The organism is Chryseobacterium sp. FR054, assembly GCF_056844565.1.
In genome coordinates this window covers 730832-748934 of record NZ_JBXDSA010000002.1, presented here as the reverse complement: position 1 = coordinate 748934, position 18103 = coordinate 730832, and the positions used below count along the sequence as shown (strand labels likewise).

The 18103-nt window shown below is 39.1% G+C and carries 20 protein-coding genes and 1 riboswitch; of the genes, 6 read left to right on the top strand and 14 right to left on the bottom strand.

The window, feature by feature from the left end:
* Window positions 1–414 precede the first annotated feature (414 nt).
* From AC106S_RS10775 to AC106S_RS10740, 8 genes are all read right to left on the bottom strand, one after another.
* Window positions 415–1419, bottom strand: coding sequence for an MvdD family ATP-grasp ribosomal peptide maturase (locus tag AC106S_RS10775; protein WP_482439071.1), 1005 nt, complete (start codon window positions 1417–1419; stop codon window positions 415–417).
* Window positions 1412–2368, bottom strand: coding sequence for an MvdC/MvdD family ATP grasp protein (locus AC106S_RS10770; protein WP_482439070.1), 957 nt, complete (start codon window positions 2366–2368; stop codon window positions 1412–1414). The genes AC106S_RS10775 and AC106S_RS10770 overlap by 8 nt, the downstream gene beginning before the upstream one ends.
* Window positions 2369–2443: 75 nt before the next feature.
* Window positions 2444–2674 (bottom strand): microviridin/marinostatin family tricyclic proteinase inhibitor, encoded by a 231-nt coding sequence (locus AC106S_RS10765; RefSeq protein ID WP_482439069.1) that lies wholly within the window; start codon window positions 2672–2674, stop codon window positions 2444–2446.
* An 18-nt stretch (window positions 2675–2692) separates the two neighbouring features.
* The gene (locus AC106S_RS10760; protein WP_482439068.1) at window positions 2693–2923 is read right to left on the bottom strand and encodes a microviridin/marinostatin family tricyclic proteinase inhibitor; all 231 of its coding nucleotides are present in this window, start codon (window positions 2921–2923) and stop codon (window positions 2693–2695) included.
* A gap of 41 nt (window positions 2924–2964) precedes the next feature.
* Window positions 2965–3207, bottom strand: a complete 243-nt coding sequence (locus tag AC106S_RS10755) for a microviridin/marinostatin family tricyclic proteinase inhibitor (protein ID WP_482439067.1) — start codon at window positions 3205–3207, stop codon at window positions 2965–2967.
* Window positions 3208–3323: 116 nt separating this feature from the next.
* Window positions 3324–4103 carry an alpha/beta fold hydrolase gene (locus AC106S_RS10750; RefSeq protein ID WP_482439066.1) on the bottom strand — a complete coding sequence of 260 codons (780 nt, stop codon included), beginning with the start codon at window positions 4101–4103 and terminating at the stop codon, window positions 3324–3326.
* 151 nt (window positions 4104–4254) lie between these two features.
* Window positions 4255–4974, bottom strand: coding sequence for a pyridoxine 5'-phosphate synthase (locus AC106S_RS10745; RefSeq protein ID WP_482439065.1), 720 nt, complete (start codon window positions 4972–4974; stop codon window positions 4255–4257).
* 105 nt (window positions 4975–5079) lie between these two features.
* Window positions 5080–6348 carry a mechanosensitive ion channel family protein gene (locus tag AC106S_RS10740; protein ID WP_482439064.1) on the bottom strand — a complete coding sequence of 423 codons (1269 nt, stop codon included), beginning with the start codon at window positions 6346–6348 and terminating at the stop codon, window positions 5080–5082.
* 121 nt (window positions 6349–6469) lie between these two features.
* Between AC106S_RS10740 and AC106S_RS10735 the strand changes: the two genes are divergently transcribed.
* Together AC106S_RS10735 and AC106S_RS10730 are read left to right on the top strand one after the other, a co-directional pair.
* Window positions 6470–6961, top strand: a complete 492-nt coding sequence (locus AC106S_RS10735; protein ID WP_482439063.1) for a DUF456 domain-containing protein — start codon at window positions 6470–6472, stop codon at window positions 6959–6961.
* Between the two features lie 16 nt (window positions 6962–6977).
* Window positions 6978–7487, top strand: coding sequence for a hypothetical protein (locus AC106S_RS10730; RefSeq protein ID WP_482439062.1), 510 nt, complete (start codon window positions 6978–6980; stop codon window positions 7485–7487).
* Here the strand turns inward: AC106S_RS10730 and AC106S_RS10725 are convergent.
* The 4 genes from AC106S_RS10725 to AC106S_RS10710 form a co-directional block, all read right to left on the bottom strand.
* Window positions 7474–8115, bottom strand: a complete 642-nt coding sequence (locus AC106S_RS10725; RefSeq protein WP_482439061.1) for a uracil-DNA glycosylase — start codon at window positions 8113–8115, stop codon at window positions 7474–7476. The two genes, AC106S_RS10730 and AC106S_RS10725, sit on opposite strands and share 14 nt — an antisense overlap.
* A 75-nt stretch (window positions 8116–8190) precedes the next feature.
* Window positions 8191–8709, bottom strand: a complete 519-nt coding sequence (locus tag AC106S_RS10720; protein ID WP_482439060.1) for a hypothetical protein — start codon at window positions 8707–8709, stop codon at window positions 8191–8193.
* 97 nt (window positions 8710–8806) lie between these two features.
* Window positions 8807–9658 carry a hypothetical protein gene (locus AC106S_RS10715; protein ID WP_482439059.1) on the bottom strand — a complete coding sequence of 284 codons (852 nt, stop codon included), beginning with the start codon at window positions 9656–9658 and terminating at the stop codon, window positions 8807–8809.
* Window positions 9655–10164, bottom strand: a complete 510-nt coding sequence (locus AC106S_RS10710) for a GNAT family N-acetyltransferase (protein ID WP_482439058.1) — start codon at window positions 10162–10164, stop codon at window positions 9655–9657. Before AC106S_RS10710 ends, AC106S_RS10715 begins: the two co-directional genes overlap by 4 nt.
* An 86-nt stretch (window positions 10165–10250) precedes the next feature.
* Between AC106S_RS10710 and AC106S_RS10705 the strand changes: the two genes are divergently transcribed.
* A complete protein-coding gene (locus tag AC106S_RS10705; RefSeq protein ID WP_482439057.1) occupies window positions 10251–12398 on the top strand; it encodes an endonuclease MutS2 in 2148 nt (715 codons plus the stop codon).
* Between the two features lie 384 nt (window positions 12399–12782).
* On the opposite strand, the gene AC106S_RS10700 is transcribed toward AC106S_RS10705, so the two are convergent.
* Complete coding sequence (locus AC106S_RS10700) at window positions 12783–13853, bottom strand: GEVED domain-containing protein (protein WP_482439056.1); 1071 nt, start codon at window positions 13851–13853, stop codon at window positions 12783–12785.
* A gap of 396 nt (window positions 13854–14249) precedes the next feature.
* Between AC106S_RS10700 and AC106S_RS10695 the strand changes: the two genes are divergently transcribed.
* From AC106S_RS10695 to AC106S_RS10685, 3 genes are all read left to right on the top strand, one after another.
* The gene (locus tag AC106S_RS10695; protein ID WP_482439055.1) at window positions 14250–14915 is read left to right on the top strand and encodes an ATP-binding cassette domain-containing protein; all 666 of its coding nucleotides are present in this window, start codon (window positions 14250–14252) and stop codon (window positions 14913–14915) included.
* A gap of 32 nt (window positions 14916–14947) precedes the next feature.
* The gene (locus AC106S_RS10690) at window positions 14948–15748 is read left to right on the top strand and encodes a hypothetical protein (protein WP_482439054.1); all 801 of its coding nucleotides are present in this window, start codon (window positions 14948–14950) and stop codon (window positions 15746–15748) included.
* A 53-nt stretch (window positions 15749–15801) separates the two neighbouring features.
* Window positions 15802–15981, top strand: a riboswitch (cobalamin riboswitch).
* A gap of 114 nt (window positions 15982–16095) precedes the next feature.
* Complete coding sequence (locus tag AC106S_RS10685) at window positions 16096–16479, top strand: acyl-CoA thioesterase (protein WP_153399259.1); 384 nt, start codon at window positions 16096–16098, stop codon at window positions 16477–16479.
* Window positions 16480–16498: 19 nt separating this feature from the next.
* Here AC106S_RS10685 and AC106S_RS10680 read toward each other — a convergent pair whose 3' ends face one another.
* Entirely contained in the window at window positions 16499–17980 is a 1482-nt protein-coding gene (locus AC106S_RS10680) for a MutS-related protein (protein ID WP_482439053.1), read from the bottom strand.
* Window positions 17981–18103: the final 123 nt, after the last annotated feature.

The window sequence follows — 18103 nt, the reverse complement described above, 5'->3', positions numbered from 1 at the left end:
CTCTATTGAATAAATTCTGACTTTCCTTAAACCAAGACCATATTATTTCTTTCCGGAGCTTTATGATTGAAAAAACGTTATAGGTTTTGGAAACCCATAATGTTTTAATTATTATGCAAACATCTGCAAATCTGCGAGATTTTTTTACGCTCGCAGATTTTGCGGATGACGCAGATCTTTTTGATTTATATATTTTTTGTTGGAGCTTGCGCAAAGGCGCTATTTTTTTCCAGCTTTATGGGTATAAGGCGCGAGGATTTTATCTCCGATAAAATTTCATACTGTATTACTTGCTGAAAATCTTGGATTTTCTTGCGCCTTAAAAGCTGCATCGCAGGTCAAAAGCCTTGCGTCTTGGCGTTCTCCAACAAAAATCATTTCTTAACTCAAGAGCTATAAAATCTCTGTCTTTCGTTAAGCTAAGACCATATTATTTCTTCTCGGAGCCTTATCACAAAGAACATCGGCAATACTTTTTGAGATAAGATGCCCTTCTGTAAGATTATCCAGCCAGAAAAACTCGCCGGCAGCATTGATTTCGATAAAGTAATATTCATCTTCCGGGGAAACGATGATATCAATAGCTCCGTAATCAACATTATAAACGTCCAGAAGTTCCAGGATTTTCGCTTCAATGTCTGCTGGCAATTCTGTTCTCTCCCATTTTTTAATAAGGTTTACCCCGTCTTTTCGCCAGTCTATTTTGGCTTCTTCAGACTGCTGGGAATCGATTTCAAAAGTATAAACATCGCGGCCCACAACGGTTACGCGGAGTTCTTTTTTCTTTTCAATTTTCTTCTGAAACTGCATCGGACAGTACAGGAGTGAGTCCAGCTCTTCAAGGTTGTCTTCACGTACGACATTGGTGAACACCACGCATTCTACTCCATCTTCATAAATAGCAAATCCGGTCTGCATTTTGGCGATTACATTCTGATGCTTCAGAATAAACTTCCTTGCTTCCTCCGGGTTGTTTGTAATGCAGGATTCAGGAATTTTAAGGCCTATTTTGTCAGCGATCTTCAGCTGTTCTTCCTTACTGTCTAATCTCCTGTAAACGCTCGGTTTTCCGAGAGCGTAAGTATCTATCGATTCCAGGAATCCAAAAAGGGTATTCCGGATCTCTCCCATTGCAGCTCCGAAGAATTTAGGGTCCATTTCTTCTTTAAGTCCGTGGCCCATATTGTATGCCCTTCTATACCATACGGCAGCAATATCATCCAGGCGGTGTTTAGCTTCCGGTGTTTCAAGAATACTTACCCATTCACCATCCTGAAAAGAAGTGGTGAGTTTGTTTTGAAGCGGGTAAAGGTCAACATCAAAGCGGATGACCTCACAGCCGTTTTTTTCTATGTATTCTGTTACTTTTTCAATGGAGAAGTTATCTGCGGTATGGGTAATAATTAAAATTTTATTCATGGGTATGGATTCTTTTTATAAGATTGTCGGCAATTCTTTCTGCTATGGGAAAATTCAGTTCTTTCTGCAGCATTCCCCATTCTCCCTGAGGATTTACCTCAAGAAAATAATATTCCCCGTCTTTTCCTCTGATCATATCGATGGCTCCTATATACAGCCCCATTTCTTCCATCATGGAGGTTAATCCTGTTTTAACGGACTGCGGCAGTTCATATGCTGACCAGAACTGGCCTTCACGGGCAATTCTCCAGTCGGCATGCTCACTGTTATTGATCTTTCCGGTAAAAAACTCACCTGCGATATATACGATGCGGAGTTCATATTCTTTATCAATATAAGGCTGAAAGATCATCGGGCAGTATGCGATATCCGAGATATGATCCAATGTTGTTTCCTCAATAACCATTGTTGATATCAGGCTTTCTCCGCTCATAGACTTTGTGGTCAGGCTGTGCAGTTTTGCCACTGCTTTTCCCCCGCATATGGTGTGAAAAAAGGCAAGTATCTTTTCTTCATCATTGGAAAAAATGGTTTCAGGAATAGTTAAGCCGCTTTTTTTGGCGAGCTTCAACTGAAGCATTTTATTTCCATCAATCTTCCGCTCATTTTCATAAGGATTGATCCATGGAATGTCTTCCAGCACAGTAATAAGGTTATAACGGATATTTTCATACCCTTTAAGGAATATTTTTTCATAGTCTTTATCCAGTTCCTCAGGGGCTTTTATTCCCCAGGCTTTTCTGTGCCATACGGCTTTTATCTCATCAGAATGAATGGTATTTCCTTCTTCGTCGGTAAGCTCGAATGAATCTTCATTCACACTTATTTTCTGAAGATGGTTCATACGGTCTGAGTTCAGTCTGAAATATGGAATATTCTTAGAAGTAAGGTATTCAAAAAAGATATCGATATTATAAAAGTCCTGTGAATGGGTTATACAGAGAATCATTTGCCGGTTTTATTAAAAAAGGAAACTTAGTGGTAAGTTTCCTTTATATGATTGTATTAACGTTGTTATCTGTTATTAAAACGGAACAGTAGGTGAATCATCATCTCCGTCTGACGGATACTTTAAGGTATGATCCATATCTAATTTCGGAGAGGTTGCTGTATCGATTGACGGTCTTGTAATCACATCTCTTTCGGGGATGGTGATAATTCCTGATTCTCCGCCTTTTACAGTTTCAGGATCTGTAACCTGCTTTTCAAGGAAAGCTGCAAAAAACGGTTTCTTTTTTGAATTTTTGTTTTTCATAATAATAGAATTTGGGGGTTAAAAATTTCCGGCTTCATCACTGTCGGACGGATACTTTTTAGTTTCGATATAATCCTGTTTCGGGGTTGTCATGTTATCCAGAATAGGTGATGTAGAAGCATCTGTCGCAGGGTGTGTGATCACGTCAGTATCAGGAGTGGTTCCCCCTCCCTGTACTTTTTCAGGATCATTAATCTGCTTTTCAAGAAATGAAGCAAAAAACGGTTTCTTAGAATTGTTCTTTTTCATAGTATTTTAGTTTGGTTAGTAAAATTTCTGTGGTTTTGTGGTTACAGATAATCCAGTTCTCCGGCCTCGTCACTGTCGGAAGGATGTTTCATTGTCACAACGTTATCCCTGATGGGAAGAGTTACATTGTCAAGCGTAACCGATGTCAGCTGATCTTTTGTCGGCAGTGTGACAATATCCATAGAGGGATCGGTGGTTCCACCTCCCTGGATTTTTTCAGGATCCTGAATTTGTTTCTCTAAAAACGAAGCAAAGAACGGTTTTTTTGAGTTTTTCTTTTCCATAAGTTAATATTTTTAGTTTTTCTCTAAAACTAAAGTACAAAAAATTTCATCATACGGGGAAATATTATCTTATTTTAAGAAAATTTTAACTAAAATATGAAAAACATAGAATTAATTTAATCCAAACCTAAAAACTGCTTTACAAAAATCGCAAAATCAACCGGATTTTCAGCCTGCACCCAATGTCCTGCATTTTTTACAGTAACTATCCTGGCTTTCGGAAATTGCTGTTTGATACCGTATTCATCCTGTGGCAGGATATAGTTTGATTTTTCTCCTGCAATAAATAGGGTATCCCCTTCAAATACTCCGAACTTTATGGCATTTGAAACAAATTCGTTATATTTTTCAGAAAGTGTTTTAAGATTGAACCTCCAGTTCAGTTTTTTATTATCATCCCAATACAGGTTTTTAGCCAGGAACTGAATGGTAGATTTTTCAGGGATATATTGGGCAAGGGCAGCTTCCACATCACTTCTTGAACCAACTGTATCAAAATTCACCGTTTCCAGTGCTTTGATGATTCCCTGATGATGAGGAGGATAAGCTTTCGGGGAAATATCTACCACGATCAGTTTTTCTACCCGTTCAGGGTATTTTATAGCGAACTGCATTACTGCTTTCCCACCCAGCGAGTGTCCTAAAACATGGGCTTTCTGAATTCCATAATGATCCATATAACGGGCAATGTCATCCGCAAGATCATCATGAGACATCTGGTCTGAGTGAAAACTTCTGCCGTGGTTTCTGAGGTCGATCAAATGTACCGGAAGATATTCTCCCAGGTCTTTCCCGAAGCTTCCCCAGTTGTCAAGCATTCCAAATAATCCGTGGAAAACAAGAAGCGGTGTTTCCGTTAAGTTTTCACCAAATATTTTTGAGTTTAAAATTTCCATTGTTTTGATTTAAAAATTAGAATTTAAGATTGATGATCAGCAAGTAAACCAATCAGACAGAGAAAGATGGCATACTCCCCTCTTTAATAAACAGTTTTGCCAAAGGTTAAAAAACGAAAAAGGCCAGATATTCATCCGGCCTGATTATCTTTTACCATTTGGCCAGTCTCTTCAGATAAGCCTGGACTGTATTTTCAAGTCCCATATACAGGGCCTCTGAAATCAATGCATGACCGATGGATACTTCCAGAAGGTTGGGAATGCCGTCTGCAAAATACTTCAGATTTTCAAGACTGAGATCATGCCCGGCATTGATTCCCAATCCATGTTCTGCGGCAGCAACCGCAGTATCATAATAGGGTTTTATGGCCTGCTCTTTATTGGAAAGGTAATTTTTAGCATAAGCTTCGGTGTAGAGTTCAATTCTGTCTGCTCCCGTTTTTGCTGCATACCCTACCAGTTCCGGCAGTGGATCAAGGAAAATTGAAGTACGGATCCCTGCATTCCGGAATTCAGCAATGATCTCTGTAAGGAAGTCAAGATGCTTTTTCGTATCCCAGCCGGCGTTGGAAGTGATGGCATCGTCGGCATCAGGAACCAGTGTTACCTGTTCAGGTTTTACATCAAGCACCATATCAATAAAATGACGGTGCGGATTTCCTTCAATATTGAATTCCGTAGTTACCAGAGGTTTCAGATCGTAGACATCTTTTCGGGTTATATGTCTTTCATCCGGTCTGGGATGGATGGTAATCCCCTGTCCCCCGAATTCCTGGATTTTCACCGCCGCTTCTGTTACGCTTGGTGTATCGCCTCCTCTGGCATTTCTTAATGTTGCGATTTTATTGATGTTTACGCTTAATTTTGTCATATCTTTTTAAAAGTTCGAGATCGGATCAGGATGTGCAATTGTTGCCCAGCAGATTCTATATCTCTTATAATTATTATCTTTCCGAAGGACAGCCCTCTGTTTTTGCTATACTTTTACACTCACCTGCATTACCTGCAGATCAAATTCTTTTGAAGCGACCAGCAGGTGATCGAAAATATCAGCCTGGATCTGTTCAAAATGTTCCCATTTGGAATCATTGGCAAAACAGTATACCTCCAGTGGAAGCCCCTGTGGGGTAATATCCAGCTGGCGGACCATTTTAGCCCCGTTTTTATCAATATCAGGATCATTCTCTATATATTTCTGGGCATAATATCTGAACACTCCTATATTGGTAAGCTGTCTGCCGTTGATTGTTTTATCGTTATGCCTCAGACTTTCTTTTTCTTTTTTGATCTCCCGGTTCTTTTCTTCAAGATAATCCGAGATCAGATTGATCTCTTTCAGACGTTCGATATCTTCTTCCGTTAAAAATTTAAAGGAATTAATGTTAAAATAAATCGATTTCTTTATTCTTCTGGTATTGGATTCCGACATTACCTGCAGGTTTTTGATCTCTGTGGTCAGGAGGTCATAAGTAGGAATCGTAGAAACGGTTTTGTCAAAATTGGTGATCTTGGTGGTCAGGAGGCTTATTTCGGTAATATTTCCTTCGATGCTGTATTTGGGAATACTTACCCAGTCCCCTACTTTCAGGTTTTTAGAGGTTGCCACATGTATTCCGGTTACAAATCCCAGAATAGTATCTCTGAAAACCAGTACCAGTACCGCAGTAATCGCTCCCAGACTTCCCACAATGGTTGTTCCTTTGATCCCGAAAATCACACAGATTCCCACTACGGAAAAAACAAAAATCCCCAGGATCTTAACGGTTTCCGAGATGGCATTCAGCGCCATGATCTTATAGAAATCCTGTTTGATGGTAAAGTAGTTCCTGAAACCTGTCAGTGAGCGGTACAGCATCCCTGCGAGGATAAGCACGAGTCCTAAATTAACCGACCTGTTGATAAATGTAGTTGTTTTCGGCAGTGCCGTAGCCGGAAAAATAGAAGGATGTACAGCCCCCACCACAAGGAGAGCCGCAAAATGAGCTACTGAATTGGTGATCTTAGACTGATAGACCGAACGTATGACCGGATATTTTTCATCGCTCCGGAAAAACCGGAAAATAAAGTTGATAATGAATTTAAAAACAAAATCCACCACAAGAAAAACAGCACAGAGCAGGGCAAGTTTCACAATAATATGCACCACCCAATCCAGACCGGCAGGGGTTACCTGGCTGATATAGATGTAAAGCTGGTCGCTGATTTCCTGCAAAAAATTTTTGGTATCCTGAATTTCGTCTTTCATTACAGCAAATTTATAAAATTAAGAAGGATGATGTTACAATTCCCATCAATTTTCATCCCAAATTCTTAAAACTCTTCTGTAAATGTTCTTTTTTCCTATCTTGCATTTATATTTTTAAAGAATGGATACTGCCTTAATCAATATTCTATGCCTTATTTTACTGTTTCTGGGAATACTCGGAACATTTCTTCCGATCCTGCCGGGTCTTCTGCTCAGCATTTGCGGTCTTCTGATCTATAAGTTCGGAACAGACTCTGATCTTCCCATGATCTATGTATGGGCATTTGGAATTCTTACGGCAGCTTCTGCGGTTCTGAGCTATGTGATTCCTGCCAAAACCAACAGAAAATACGGAGGCACCCGCTGGGGAAGCATCGGTTCCATCATAGGAACTATTGTCGGGCTATTCATTCCTATTCCTTTAGGTTTCCTGGTGGGTATGTTTGCCGGTGTTTTCATCGGGGAACTTCTTCATGACAGCAAGGATATGAATAAGGCCTTACAATCTACCAAAGGAGCCTTTATAGGATTTATTTACGGCACCGGTTTCAGTTTTGTAGTGGGTGTGGCAATGTTTTTGGTAGTAGTTTTAGATATGCTTGATATTATTTAAAAACCAAAAAAAAGTTATGTTCCATAAAGTCATCCTGTTAACCCTGGGAATGTCTGTCTTAGCCGGATGCAATGCCCGGAAAAAAGATAAGGTCCCGGTTAAAACGACAGAAACAAATAGTTCTGACCATTCAGAAACCGTTTCCAAAGACCGGAAAGCAATGATCTATCTGAATGAAGGGGAAAATAAATTTCTGGATGAATACCAGATGAACGTTACCTTTAAAGGAATTTCCGAAGACAGCCGCTGCCCCGAAGGTGTAAACTGTATATGGGCCGGAGCCGCCGTGGCACAGGTAGAAGCCATGCTGACCACTTCCAGACCTATGGTTCTGAATCTGGCCACTTTAAATCATCCCGGACGAAATTATCATCAGTCGGAGGTATTCAACGGGTATATGATTACGCTGGAAGAAGTAACGCCCTACCCTAAATCCCAGGACGGAGCCAGGGCTCTTTCCGGAAAATACAGGATCGGCATCAGCATTAAAAAGGCAGATGAAGCTTCATTACCTACCAGGAAATAGGCTTCTTTCCTTTTGAAACAAGATATTCATTAATCTTTGAGAAAGGCTTGCTTCCAAAAAATCCTCTGTGAACGGAAAACGGAGACGGGTGCGCCGATTTTAGGATAAAATGTTTAGCCGGATCGATGAGTTCGGCTTTTTTCTGTGCAAAAGCTCCCCAAAGGACAAAAACTACATTTTCTTTTTTATCTGAAATTTCTTTGATCACAAAATCTGTGAATTTTTCCCATCCCAGATCTTTATGAGAATTAGGAGTATGTGCCCGGACTGTTAATGTGGCATTCAGAAGAAGCACTCCCTGCTTACCCCAATCATCCAGTTCCTTCGATGTTCTTACCACTCCAAGATCATCTTTCAGTTCGATGAAAATATTTTTAAGGGAAGGCGGTGCTGCCACCTGTTCGGAAACGGAAAAACAAAGACCGTTTGCCTGATAATCGTTGTGATAAGGATCCTGCCCGATAATCACGACTTCAACTTCGTCAAAAGGAGTAATTTCCAGTGCTCTGAAGATCTGGTCTTTCGGAGGAAAAACCTTTGTTACGGCATATTCCTGCTTTACTTTATCCCAAAGGGTTTTAAAATATTCTGTATTTTTTATCGGGGCTAAAACTTCTGTCCAGGTCATATAGGGGAATTTGAAAATTTGAAAATGAGTTAATTTGAAAATTGGCGGGCGGTTATCAATTTTGCTTTCAGTTTATTATTTATTACAATAATCGTATACTTTGTCTTTGGCTAAAACGATATGATTGATCATTCCTTTTCCATAGTCAAAGTAGACCTGTCTTTTTGCTACAATACTTGATCCTCCCAGGTTTTTATTAACCATCTGAACAGGAACGGATGAATTGTTATCAAGAATCATCAGGGTCATGCTTCCGCCATCGGTAAGCTCGGTCTGATCGTATTTATCGTGTATCTCCGGATTATATTTTTCATCGCAGCTGATCCCGGCAATATTTCGGTCAACAATCTGGCTGTGCGGTTTGAATGCAGCGGCATTTACAGGAAGGTCACAGACGATCATATGTTTATCTTTATCATAGGTTCCTTTTTCTATTCCGAAATAGTCATCCATATCTTCATCTTTTACATCCAGGTAAACTTTGAAAACGGCCTGATTGCTCATTATATTATTTTTGTTATACCACATAAAAACCTGCAGAATAACAAAGAAAACAAGTGCCACAATAACAATAACGGTTAAAAATTTCTTCATGGTTTGTCTGATAAAAGTTCAAATATAAATTAAAAAACAGGCAATATCAAATTTCCGGCTGAAATCAGAAAGGATAGACGTTGGATCAAAAATCAATTCAGTCCTTCTGTTTTTCCTGCAGCTCTTCCTTTGAAAATAAAATTTTGTACTGATGATCCCTCGTGAATTCCTCTTCTCTTTTTGGATACCTGTATTTTGCCTGAGCCTGCAAATGATAGCGGATTTGTGCAGATTTATTGATTTCAGACATTGAGGTATATTTCAGTTTCATTCTTTCAGACAGGTCATCATCTTTTAAATACCACTCACCGCAAACCAGGCAGTCTTTATTTTTATTTTTTGCCCTATACCCGCAAATTCCACAGCTTTCAAGATCCAGTATTTCTTTTTTCTTCTGAAAGCTGTTTCTGGAAAACAAATGATCCGGAATATTTTTCAGCAGGCTGTAAAATCCCTGTTCAAACTCAAATATGGAAATGCTGTCTTCTTCCCATTCCGTGTTTTTATTGAATATGTATTCCGGTTTTACAGTAAATTTAAGGGATATAACGGTATCATATCCGGATAACTCCACTTTATCCAGTCTATCCCATCGCACAGAAATCCATTGATATTTCCGGTAAAGATTTTTGAAAACGGAAAAACCTGTAGTATTAATCTTTTTTATGGCATATTTACGCTTTAACCTATATTCACATTTCATACAGAAAGGATCGGCCATTTCACCTGTTTTTCCACAGCAGGAGCAGGTATGATTGATCTTATACTCAAAACCGCCGGCAAGTATTTTAAGGAATTCGTCTTCATCCGCCGGAATATTGATTCTTATCTGGCTATTGCTGTGAATAGAATCCGTCAGCTCTATGATTATCCCGGAACTTTGAGGGAATTTCTCTTTGAGCTTTCTGTAAAATTCACTGATCAGTCTTTTCTTTCTGCCTAATTTCATTTGCCGGCTTTTAAGCTAAAAACAAGATTGTGAGGAAAACCTTCATCTATTCTGCCTTCCATTAAAGTAAAACCATGTTTCACAAGAAGGCCTTTCGAGTTTTCATTATGCTTATTGGTCATGGCCAGAATTTCCTGAAAATGCAGGTCATTAAAAGCAACATTCAAAACGGCTTTCAAAGCTTCCGACATGATTCCCTGTCTGTGATAATCCGGCAATAATTCATACCCGACTTCGGCCACGGTTCTGTCTTCGGAAAAATTCCAGAGACATATCGTTCCGATCAGATCCGGTTGATCTTTTAAAGAAATTCCCCAATAAGCAGTCTGATTGTTTTGAGTTCTTTCTTTAATGGTTAAAATAAACTGCAGGGCATCATAATTATTTTTCGGAGAGTTTCTCTGAACAAACCGATTGGTGATTTCGTTGCTTCGGATTTTCAGAATATCTTCAACATGGCTTTCGCTGATTTCTTTTAATTGTAGTCTTTCGGTTTCCAGTTTCATTTTTCAAAAATAATGAATCCTGATGATTACAAACATTTTCAAACGATCAAATCTGCTCATTCTCAAATTATCCGTAAATTTGCCTTGTGTATATAGACAAAGAAGATTTAAACGAATTAGAATTTCCGCAATTGCTCGCGGAAATTTCTCCATTTGCGTATTCTCCGAAAACGAGAGAAAAAATTCTTCAACTTCGTCCGATGGAAATTGACGAGGCGGAACTTTCACTGAAAAAAACGTCGGAATATCTTTCGAGTTTTGAAAGTTCAAATGCAATTCCGTTCGATGAATATGAAGATATTGAAAGTGAGCTGAAGCTCATGCTGATCGAGAATTACCGTCTGGAAAACAGTGCTTTCATCAAAATAAAAGCCATCACGGAACAGATCGGAAAACTTCAGAAGTTTTTCCCCACCATGCCGGAAACCTTCCCTACTTTAATGGAAGAAGTTTCTGTTCTGGAGTTCAGAAAAGAGATCATTGATAAGGTAGATAAGGTCTTTAACCGTTTTGGGGAAGTAAAAAGTGAGGCTTCTCCTGTGCTGAAGGAACTGAGAACCGAGATCCAGCATGCCAAGAAAGCGATTCAGGAAAATTTCAACCGTGCCCTGTTCAATTACGGACAGAGTGAGTTTCTGGATGACATCCGCGAAAGTATTATTGAAGACCAGAGGGTTCTGGCTGTAAAGTCAGGCTTCAAGAAAAGGGTTCCGGGAAGGGTTCTCGGCATTTCGAAAACAGGATCCATTACGTATATCCAGCCGGACAGTGTGGTAAAGCATTATTTCAAGCTGCGGGAAAACGAAGAGGAAGAGAAAAAGGAAATCGATAAGATCCTTAGAAAACTTACCGCTGAACTGGCCGAATTCCAGCCACAGCTCTGGAGATACCAGGTGTATATTTTTGATCTTGACCTTACGAGAGCCAAAGCCAAGTTCGGGGAACTGGTTAACGGAATTCTTCCGAAAATCAACCGCCACAAGACATTACGGCTGAAAGATGCCTTCCACCCTCTGTTATGGCTGAGAAATAAGCAGGAAAACAAGACCATCCATCCTCAAACCCTCTCCCTTACAGAGCATAACAGGATTATTTGTATCTCAGGACCCAATGCCGGAGGTAAATCTATTACCCTTAAAACGGTAGGACTGCTTCAGCTGATGATCCAGAGCGGTATTCTGGTTCCGGTACATCCCAGATCGGAAATGTTTTTCTTTGATAAGATCATGACGGATATCGGGGATAATCAATCGATCGAAAACCACCTGTCTACTTATTCTTCAAGGCTGAAGAAAATGTCGGGAATTATCCGTGAGGCGGATGCGGAAACCCTGCTTCTTATTGATGAATTCGGAACGGGTTCGGATCCGGAATTGGGAGGTGCGCTGGCTGAAAGCTTTATGGAGTATTTTTACGACAAGAAGAGTTTTGCTATTATTACGACGCATTATACGAATATCAAACTGGTAATCGAACAGCTTCCGAACGCCCAGAATGCGGCCATGCTCTTCAATGAGGAAACACTGGAACCGATGTATAAACTGGAAGTGGGACAGGCAGGAAGCTCCTTTACATTTGAAGTGGCGGAAAAGAACAGAATTCCAAGATTTATCATTCATGCTGCCAAGAAAAAAGTAGAGCACGATATCGTTAACCTTGATAAAACGATTGTAAAGCTGCAGCAGGAAAAGTTTGAGGTTGAAAAACTGAAATCCGACCTTGCTGAAAGAAAAGAATCGGTTGAGGATAAGCGCGACAATCTTCAGAAACTGAATGAACAGCTTCAGCAGAAACTGTTTAATTTCCAGAAACTGTATGAAGAGGAACACCGCAAACTTCAGTTCGGAAATAAGATTGAAACTTTTATCGACAGCTATACGAAAGGAAAATCCAGGAAGGATGTGGTAAAAGATTTCGTTAAACTGCTGGAACAGGAGAAATTCAGAAAGCTGGGGGCCGACAAGGACGAGTCCAAACGTCTGCAGGTTGTGAAGAGAAAGATCACGCAGCAGCTTAAAAAGGAAGATGTTATCGAAAAGATCGCTGAAACCAATGAAAAGCTTGAAGAAAAACGTAAAAGTGACCGTGCGGTATGGATGAAGGTAGGCCAGCGCGTGCGAATCACCGGAAGTACCAGTGTAGGAACGATTGAGAAAATTTCGAGAAATAAAGTAATCGTAAACTACGGAACTTTTAAAACCACGATTGACGCTGAAGAATTAGAAAGAATTTAACAGATCTATCCTTACAGACATAAAAGACAGCGCTGATTTTCAATGCTGTCTTTATTTTTTAACCATCAAGTTTGTATTAAGATCATGTGATAAATTTCTAAATTTGATTTTTTGTATTACATTTAAATCGTTATTTAATTCACATTCATTGTGTTTTTTCAACACAAAGGCTTCATTTATAGGCAAAGTTGATTTTAGGAGACAAAGATAAGAATCCCCGTTGATTCGATGAAGCGTACGTATAACTACCTTTTCATCATCGACGAAGTCGCATCACTTTGATCACTCAAAATAAGGCAGAATTATTTATCAACTTTGCGTTCATCTTTTTTGCAGACCTGAAGAAATGTAAATTTTATCATAGATTTTAAGGGTAACAAAATCTTATTTCTTTATAAATTTCAGGAAGGTTGTATGATCTTTGTCTTTTAATTGCAGGAAATATACTCCTTTTGTAAGCCTGCTGATTGTAATTGTATTTCCTGAGACTTTCCCTTCAGCTGTTTTTTGTCCTGTTGCTGTATAAATTTCATAGGATGCTTTATCTGAGGATAATCCTTCGATATTCAGAATGTCGGAAGCAGGATTAGGATAAATACCCAGTTCATTTAATTTTATATTTTCATTCACAGACAGGGAGGGATTGGCCAGGTTTATTCCGTAATCTTCCACTTCTCCGTAAGTGAATGTTCCGCAGGCATCTGAAGGCTGTGCCTGGCTCACCATCACCCTCATTGTGACTCCGCATTGTGTAACAGCGGCCAAAGAAGGAACCGCAAATGAAGAAACAGCGGGAGTTGAAGAGTTGGCAGACTGTGTCATCACTCTTTCGGAGGCTTCAAAAATTCCGTTGGCATTAAAATCGATCCAGGCTGTTATATATACTGTATTTTGAGGAGCTGCCCAACCCAGGGTTACTGCCAGGGTATTGACAGGGCTTCCAACGGACAGCTGTACTCTTCTTGACGGATCATTCCGGTAATCGGTATATCCGGAAGGTCCCGAAGAACTGTTCATCTGGGGTACTCCTCCGTAAGGAATTACCGTCACATTTGAGATATGCATAATGCCTGAATCCGTAGATCCGGAAGAACAGTAATTAAGTCCTGTATAAAAAAATACAGAAGCTGAAAAAGGGGCATTTCCATCTGCAACCTGAACCTCATAAGCCGTGCAGGGAGAAAGAGAGGTAATCTGATAAGCAGTAGCTCCGGAAGTAATTACTGCCATTATCCAGGCGGGACTACCTACCGGCCTGAATCTCACATTATAACTGGTTGCGCCGGGAACCGGGTCCCAGGTGATATCCGCAGAGGTTATTCCGATATTGGAAACCATAACATTCACCGGTGTTTTGAAGTTGCTTACGGAAATCGTTTTCCCGGTAATTTCTGCTGCCTGAAGCCACATCGTTCCTGCACAGAGCAGGAGCATAAAAAGTAGTTTTTTTCTCATAGTTAATGGTTATTACATTTTCGTCCTAAAATTAAACCAAAAAAATCGGATATTTTTATATTTTCTAAAGTAAAGATTCTATATTTATGATCTATACAGACACTTTTCCTGTATTTTCAAAAATATGATTAAAAACATCAGGGTTCTCCGGATCTTTTATCAGAAACTACTTGTTCCGGCAGTGTTATTTTCTCTGTTGGTTTCTTTTTTAAGTGGATTCAGTATGGGAAATTTCGGGTTATGTTTTCTATTAATTCTTCCCCTGCTTCATTTTTTCATCTATGAAATAAGGCTGAAAGGTGAATATTTTTTTTATGCCAATTTTGGATTTTCAAGACTGTTTCTTTGGGTCTTTACCCTATCGTTAAGTGTAATGGTAAAAATCGTATCCGGTTTATGAAAAAGCTTCATGCAGACAGTATTACCCAATCTTTCGGAACCAGGAAAATTCTTCAGGACGTTTTTATAAGTTGCGAAACCGGAAGAATCTCAGGAATTCTGGGACCTTCAGGCGGAGGAAAATCTACTCTGCTTCAGATCATCTTCGGAACGGTAAAAGGCGACACCCAGTTTATCAGATATAATGATATTGTTCTTAAAACCCTGTCCGACCGGAAAAACAGAATTGCATATCTGCCTCAGCGTACGTCCTTCCTTCCGAAAAGCATTAAAATCAGAAATTTAATCCCATTGTTCTGTGACGAAGAAAACAGGGAAAAACTTTATCATCTTGACCTGATAAAACCGTTTTTAGATGAAAAGACCAGGCATCTTTCAGGAGGAGAAAAAAGAATCGTGGAAACTCTTATGATTCTGTACTCCGACGCGGATTTTATTTTACTGGATGAACCTTTCAGCGGGGTTTCCCCTAAATTATGTGATGAAATGGAAAGCATTATCAAAGGGCAGGCCGCCGGTAAAGGTATTATTATTTCCGATCACAACTATGAGCCTGTCTTCCGGATGGCAGATGATGTTTATCTTCTTTCCCGGACTTATTTAAGAAAGATCAACGATTTTGAAGAACTGAGGCGATTTAATTATCTTCCGAAAAGTTTTTAATTTATATATTTGAAGGTCAAAAAAAAATTATCATGATTTCCGTAAACAAGACATTATATCTATCCGCTTTCAGTATTTTCTCTTTATTGGCATCCGTTAAAGGGCAGAATAAAGTTCCTTTCGGTGTTGTAAAAGCTGAGGAAGGGTATGCCAATGTACGGGTACACAAGGAGGATTACAGAAAAATCGTCGATAAGATCCGTATGCGTAAAGGGGACGTTTTTGTTTATGTAAAACCTGCACCGGGAGAAACGGAATGGATATGGATAAAATATCCTGAAAAACAGGACGATGATAAACCTTTTGTAAGATATGAAACACTTGACAAAGAAGGAATGGTAAACAAAGGACGTATTTCTTTTATCGACCAGCTTCCCCAGTTTACCCCTTCCAAATCTAAAAACGGGAAATCCTTAATTTTTACAGACAACAGTAATCCTAAAATTCCTACGTCCCAAAGAACCAAAGTGGTGATTGATGTATATCCTTCCAATGCCAGCTACCGTAAACAGGAAAAAGATGCTGACGGAAAAATTATAACCATAGACAAAGTAAAACCGTGGGGCATCAAGGGTGAACTTCCTGAGGGGTTGATGGAGATCAAGTCAATCAGGGTACAGCAGCCGGGAAGAGGCTCTGTCTTTGTTCGTGAAGCTATTAAAAATATGTTTCAGCCCACCATGGATTTCAACAATATCGGGGTAACGGCTCTTGATAATGACCACATCTATCTTTATATGATCAACGGTTCCGGTGAAAACAGGTACACTACCCTTTGGACCATCAAGGAAGGAAGGGTAATGAGCCAGATCATTTATAATAATCCGGAATAATTGCTGTTCTTTTCTGTATTATCCTTATTTTTGCACTCGAAAAAGTTTTGCACTTATTCATCATAGAAAGTGGTTCTGCTTAACGCAGATTAAAAGGGAACCGTGTGAAAATCACGGACTGTCGCGCAACTGTAAGTAACTGAAGTCTTTATCAAAAGATCCACTGTGCAGGGCACGGGAAGGAGATAAAAGATGTTACAAGTCAGGAGACCTGCCTTTTCTTTAAACAAAAAACTTTCGCGATTTGAAGTTTATTGATCCGATGAATTGTTTCAGGAATTCCTATGGTTCCTGTTATTGTTCTGTTGTTTTAATTGATTTCATTTCGCTTTAATTAATAATGATATATGACAACAGAAGAAAGAATTGAAGCATCCGAAACCAGAATTTTCAAAGCGGTTTTCCCCAATACTACGAATCATTATGATACTCTTTTCGGAGGGACAGCCATGCAGCTGATGGATGAGGTAGCTTTTATTACAGCAACCCGTTTTGCCCGTAAAAGAGTGGTAACGGTAAGCAGCGACAAGATCGACTTTAAAAAACCGATCCCCGCCGGAACGATTGTAGAACTGATCGGAAAAGTTTCCTATGTAGGAAAAACCAGTATGAAAGTAAATGTTGAAATCTATACGGAACAGATGTATTCTTATGAAAGGGAAAGAGCTATTGTTGGGGATTTCACTTTTGTAGCGATTGATGAATTCAAGAAACCGATCCGTATTCTATAAACGCATTCCATTGCCATAATTATTCAAGATAGGTGTAGGACTCTTTGATGAGCTCTTCGGGGTATCCGTACATTTTCAAAATTCTTATGGCATTTGGTTTTTGATTGATTCCCCGGTTCAGCTGATAAGTAAACTGCAGTTTATCTTCCTGTATTTCTTCCGAAAAATAGTACAGGGCATAATTATTTCTTTCCAGAAAATTGGCTATTTCCAGATCATGGGTGGTAATGCAGATTAAGTTCCGTTCAGAGTTCATGGCTTTTAAAACAGCTTTACTTATGGCAATTCTCTCTTTGGTACCCGTACCTTTAAAAATTTCATCAATCAGGATCAGATTAAAACCGTCTTTTTCATTAAAGAAATCTTTGATTCTTAATACTTCTTCCAGATAATAACTTTTGTTTTCATTAATGTCGTCTTTAATTGAAATTGAGGTTAAGATCTTCATGAAAGGAGCTTCATAAGCGTCTGCAAAGCAAAATCCGAATAGCTGGGCCATCAATGCATTGACAGCCAGGCTTCTCATAAAGGTTGTTTTTCCGGACATATTCGATCCCGTAAGAACAATACCGGAATCTGAAATATGCAGATCATTTTTCACACATCCATCAATCAGAGGGTGATAGATTCTTTCTACCTTTATCTCTTTCTTTTCACTGAAAACCGGTTTGCAAACCGTATATTGATGCTTAATTTCAGAAAGGGTCACAGCAGTATCGATTTTACCGATATATTCATAAATTTTCAGCAGATTGTCTTTGGAAGCATTCAGAATGTTTACATTCCTGCTGAATCCGAAAATCTCCAGATTGAAGGTGATTCTGACAATTTCCAGCAATAACCAGAAAACAATCAGAAACTCATTTTTCGCCAATTGTTGTGCTGCATTTGCCGACCATATGGCCCGCACCAATCTTTTGAGATCAATTGTCTTATATTCTTCCGCCAGAGCCTTTGTTTTGCTTATATTTTTCGCTACTATAACGGCAGTATATAATCTGGAAATAATGGCATTGTAATATTCCACGTAGCTTTTATTGGCATAATGAAAATAAGCATTGACTAAAAACAAGGGAATAATAAATCCGAGAACAGGTTTCACAAAAATGCCGCAGACCAGGATAATACAGAGTAAGGTAAGTGAAAGTTTTGCGTAATTAAGGTATTTCTGATTGATAAAAATTCTGTTTTCAATCAGATCAATGATTTCATAATCATGAAATTTATTCAGTTTTCCGAGTTCTTTCTCAATAATATCCGTTTTATTTTCACTACAATAGTCAACGTAATGGTCAAAGAAAGAATCTTTATTTTGAGGGATGATCCTCAGTTTGGAGTAAAAATACTGCTTTCCTATTTTGGATTTTGTGTGATCCAGTTTAAAAAAAAGGAAATCAAGATTTAAATCTTCAGCCGTTTCATCCGGAATATTCTGAAATACTCTATTATCATTGCTTTTAAACAGATAGTATTTCCTTATAGAACTTAAATCAAAATCCATTTTTATTTTAATTAGACCTGAAAATAGCTGAATCGTTACAAGGGATTTCTTAAGCAGAAGAAATTATAAATTTTGAAGATATTGTTTCGGGGGGGGGGGGGGGGGGGGGGGGGGGGGGGGGGG

Coding starts and splice junctions, on each gene's coding strand:
- AC106S_RS10775 (WP_482439071.1), bottom strand. CDS start 1,419: ATGAATAAAATTTTAATTATTACCCATACCGCAGATAACTTCTCCATT.
- AC106S_RS10770 (WP_482439070.1), bottom strand. CDS start 2,368: ATGATTCTCTGTATAACCCATTCACAGGACTTTTATAATATCGATATC.
- AC106S_RS10765 (WP_482439069.1), bottom strand. CDS start 2,674: ATGAAAAACAAAAATTCAAAAAAGAAACCGTTTTTTGCAGCTTTCCTT.
- AC106S_RS10760 (WP_482439068.1), bottom strand. CDS start 2,923: ATGAAAAAGAACAATTCTAAGAAACCGTTTTTTGCTTCATTTCTTGAA.
- AC106S_RS10755 (WP_482439067.1), bottom strand. CDS start 3,207: ATGGAAAAGAAAAACTCAAAAAAACCGTTCTTTGCTTCGTTTTTAGAG.
- AC106S_RS10750 (WP_482439066.1), bottom strand. CDS start 4,103: ATGGAAATTTTAAACTCAAAAATATTTGGTGAAAACTTAACGGAAACA.
- AC106S_RS10745 (WP_482439065.1), bottom strand. CDS start 4,974: ATGACAAAATTAAGCGTAAACATCAATAAAATCGCAACATTAAGAAAT.
- AC106S_RS10740 (WP_482439064.1), bottom strand. CDS start 6,348: ATGAAAGACGAAATTCAGGATACCAAAAATTTTTTGCAGGAAATCAGC.
- AC106S_RS10735 (WP_482439063.1), top strand. CDS start 6,470: ATGGATACTGCCTTAATCAATATTCTATGCCTTATTTTACTGTTTCTG.
- AC106S_RS10730 (WP_482439062.1), top strand. CDS start 6,978: ATGTTCCATAAAGTCATCCTGTTAACCCTGGGAATGTCTGTCTTAGCC.
- AC106S_RS10725 (WP_482439061.1), bottom strand. CDS start 8,115: ATGACCTGGACAGAAGTTTTAGCCCCGATAAAAAATACAGAATATTTT.
- AC106S_RS10720 (WP_482439060.1), bottom strand. CDS start 8,709: ATGAAGAAATTTTTAACCGTTATTGTTATTGTGGCACTTGTTTTCTTT.
- AC106S_RS10715 (WP_482439059.1), bottom strand. CDS start 9,658: ATGAAATTAGGCAGAAAGAAAAGACTGATCAGTGAATTTTACAGAAAG.
- AC106S_RS10710 (WP_482439058.1), bottom strand. CDS start 10,164: ATGAAACTGGAAACCGAAAGACTACAATTAAAAGAAATCAGCGAAAGC.
- AC106S_RS10700 (WP_482439056.1), bottom strand. CDS start 13,853: ATGAGAAAAAAACTACTTTTTATGCTCCTGCTCTGTGCAGGAACGATG.
- AC106S_RS10695 (WP_482439055.1), top strand. CDS start 14,250: ATGAAAAAGCTTCATGCAGACAGTATTACCCAATCTTTCGGAACCAGG.
- AC106S_RS10690 (WP_482439054.1), top strand. CDS start 14,948: ATGATTTCCGTAAACAAGACATTATATCTATCCGCTTTCAGTATTTTC.
- AC106S_RS10685 (WP_153399259.1), top strand. CDS start 16,096: ATGACAACAGAAGAAAGAATTGAAGCATCCGAAACCAGAATTTTCAAA.
- AC106S_RS10680 (WP_482439053.1), bottom strand. CDS start 17,980: ATGGATTTTGATTTAAGTTCTATAAGGAAATACTATCTGTTTAAAAGC.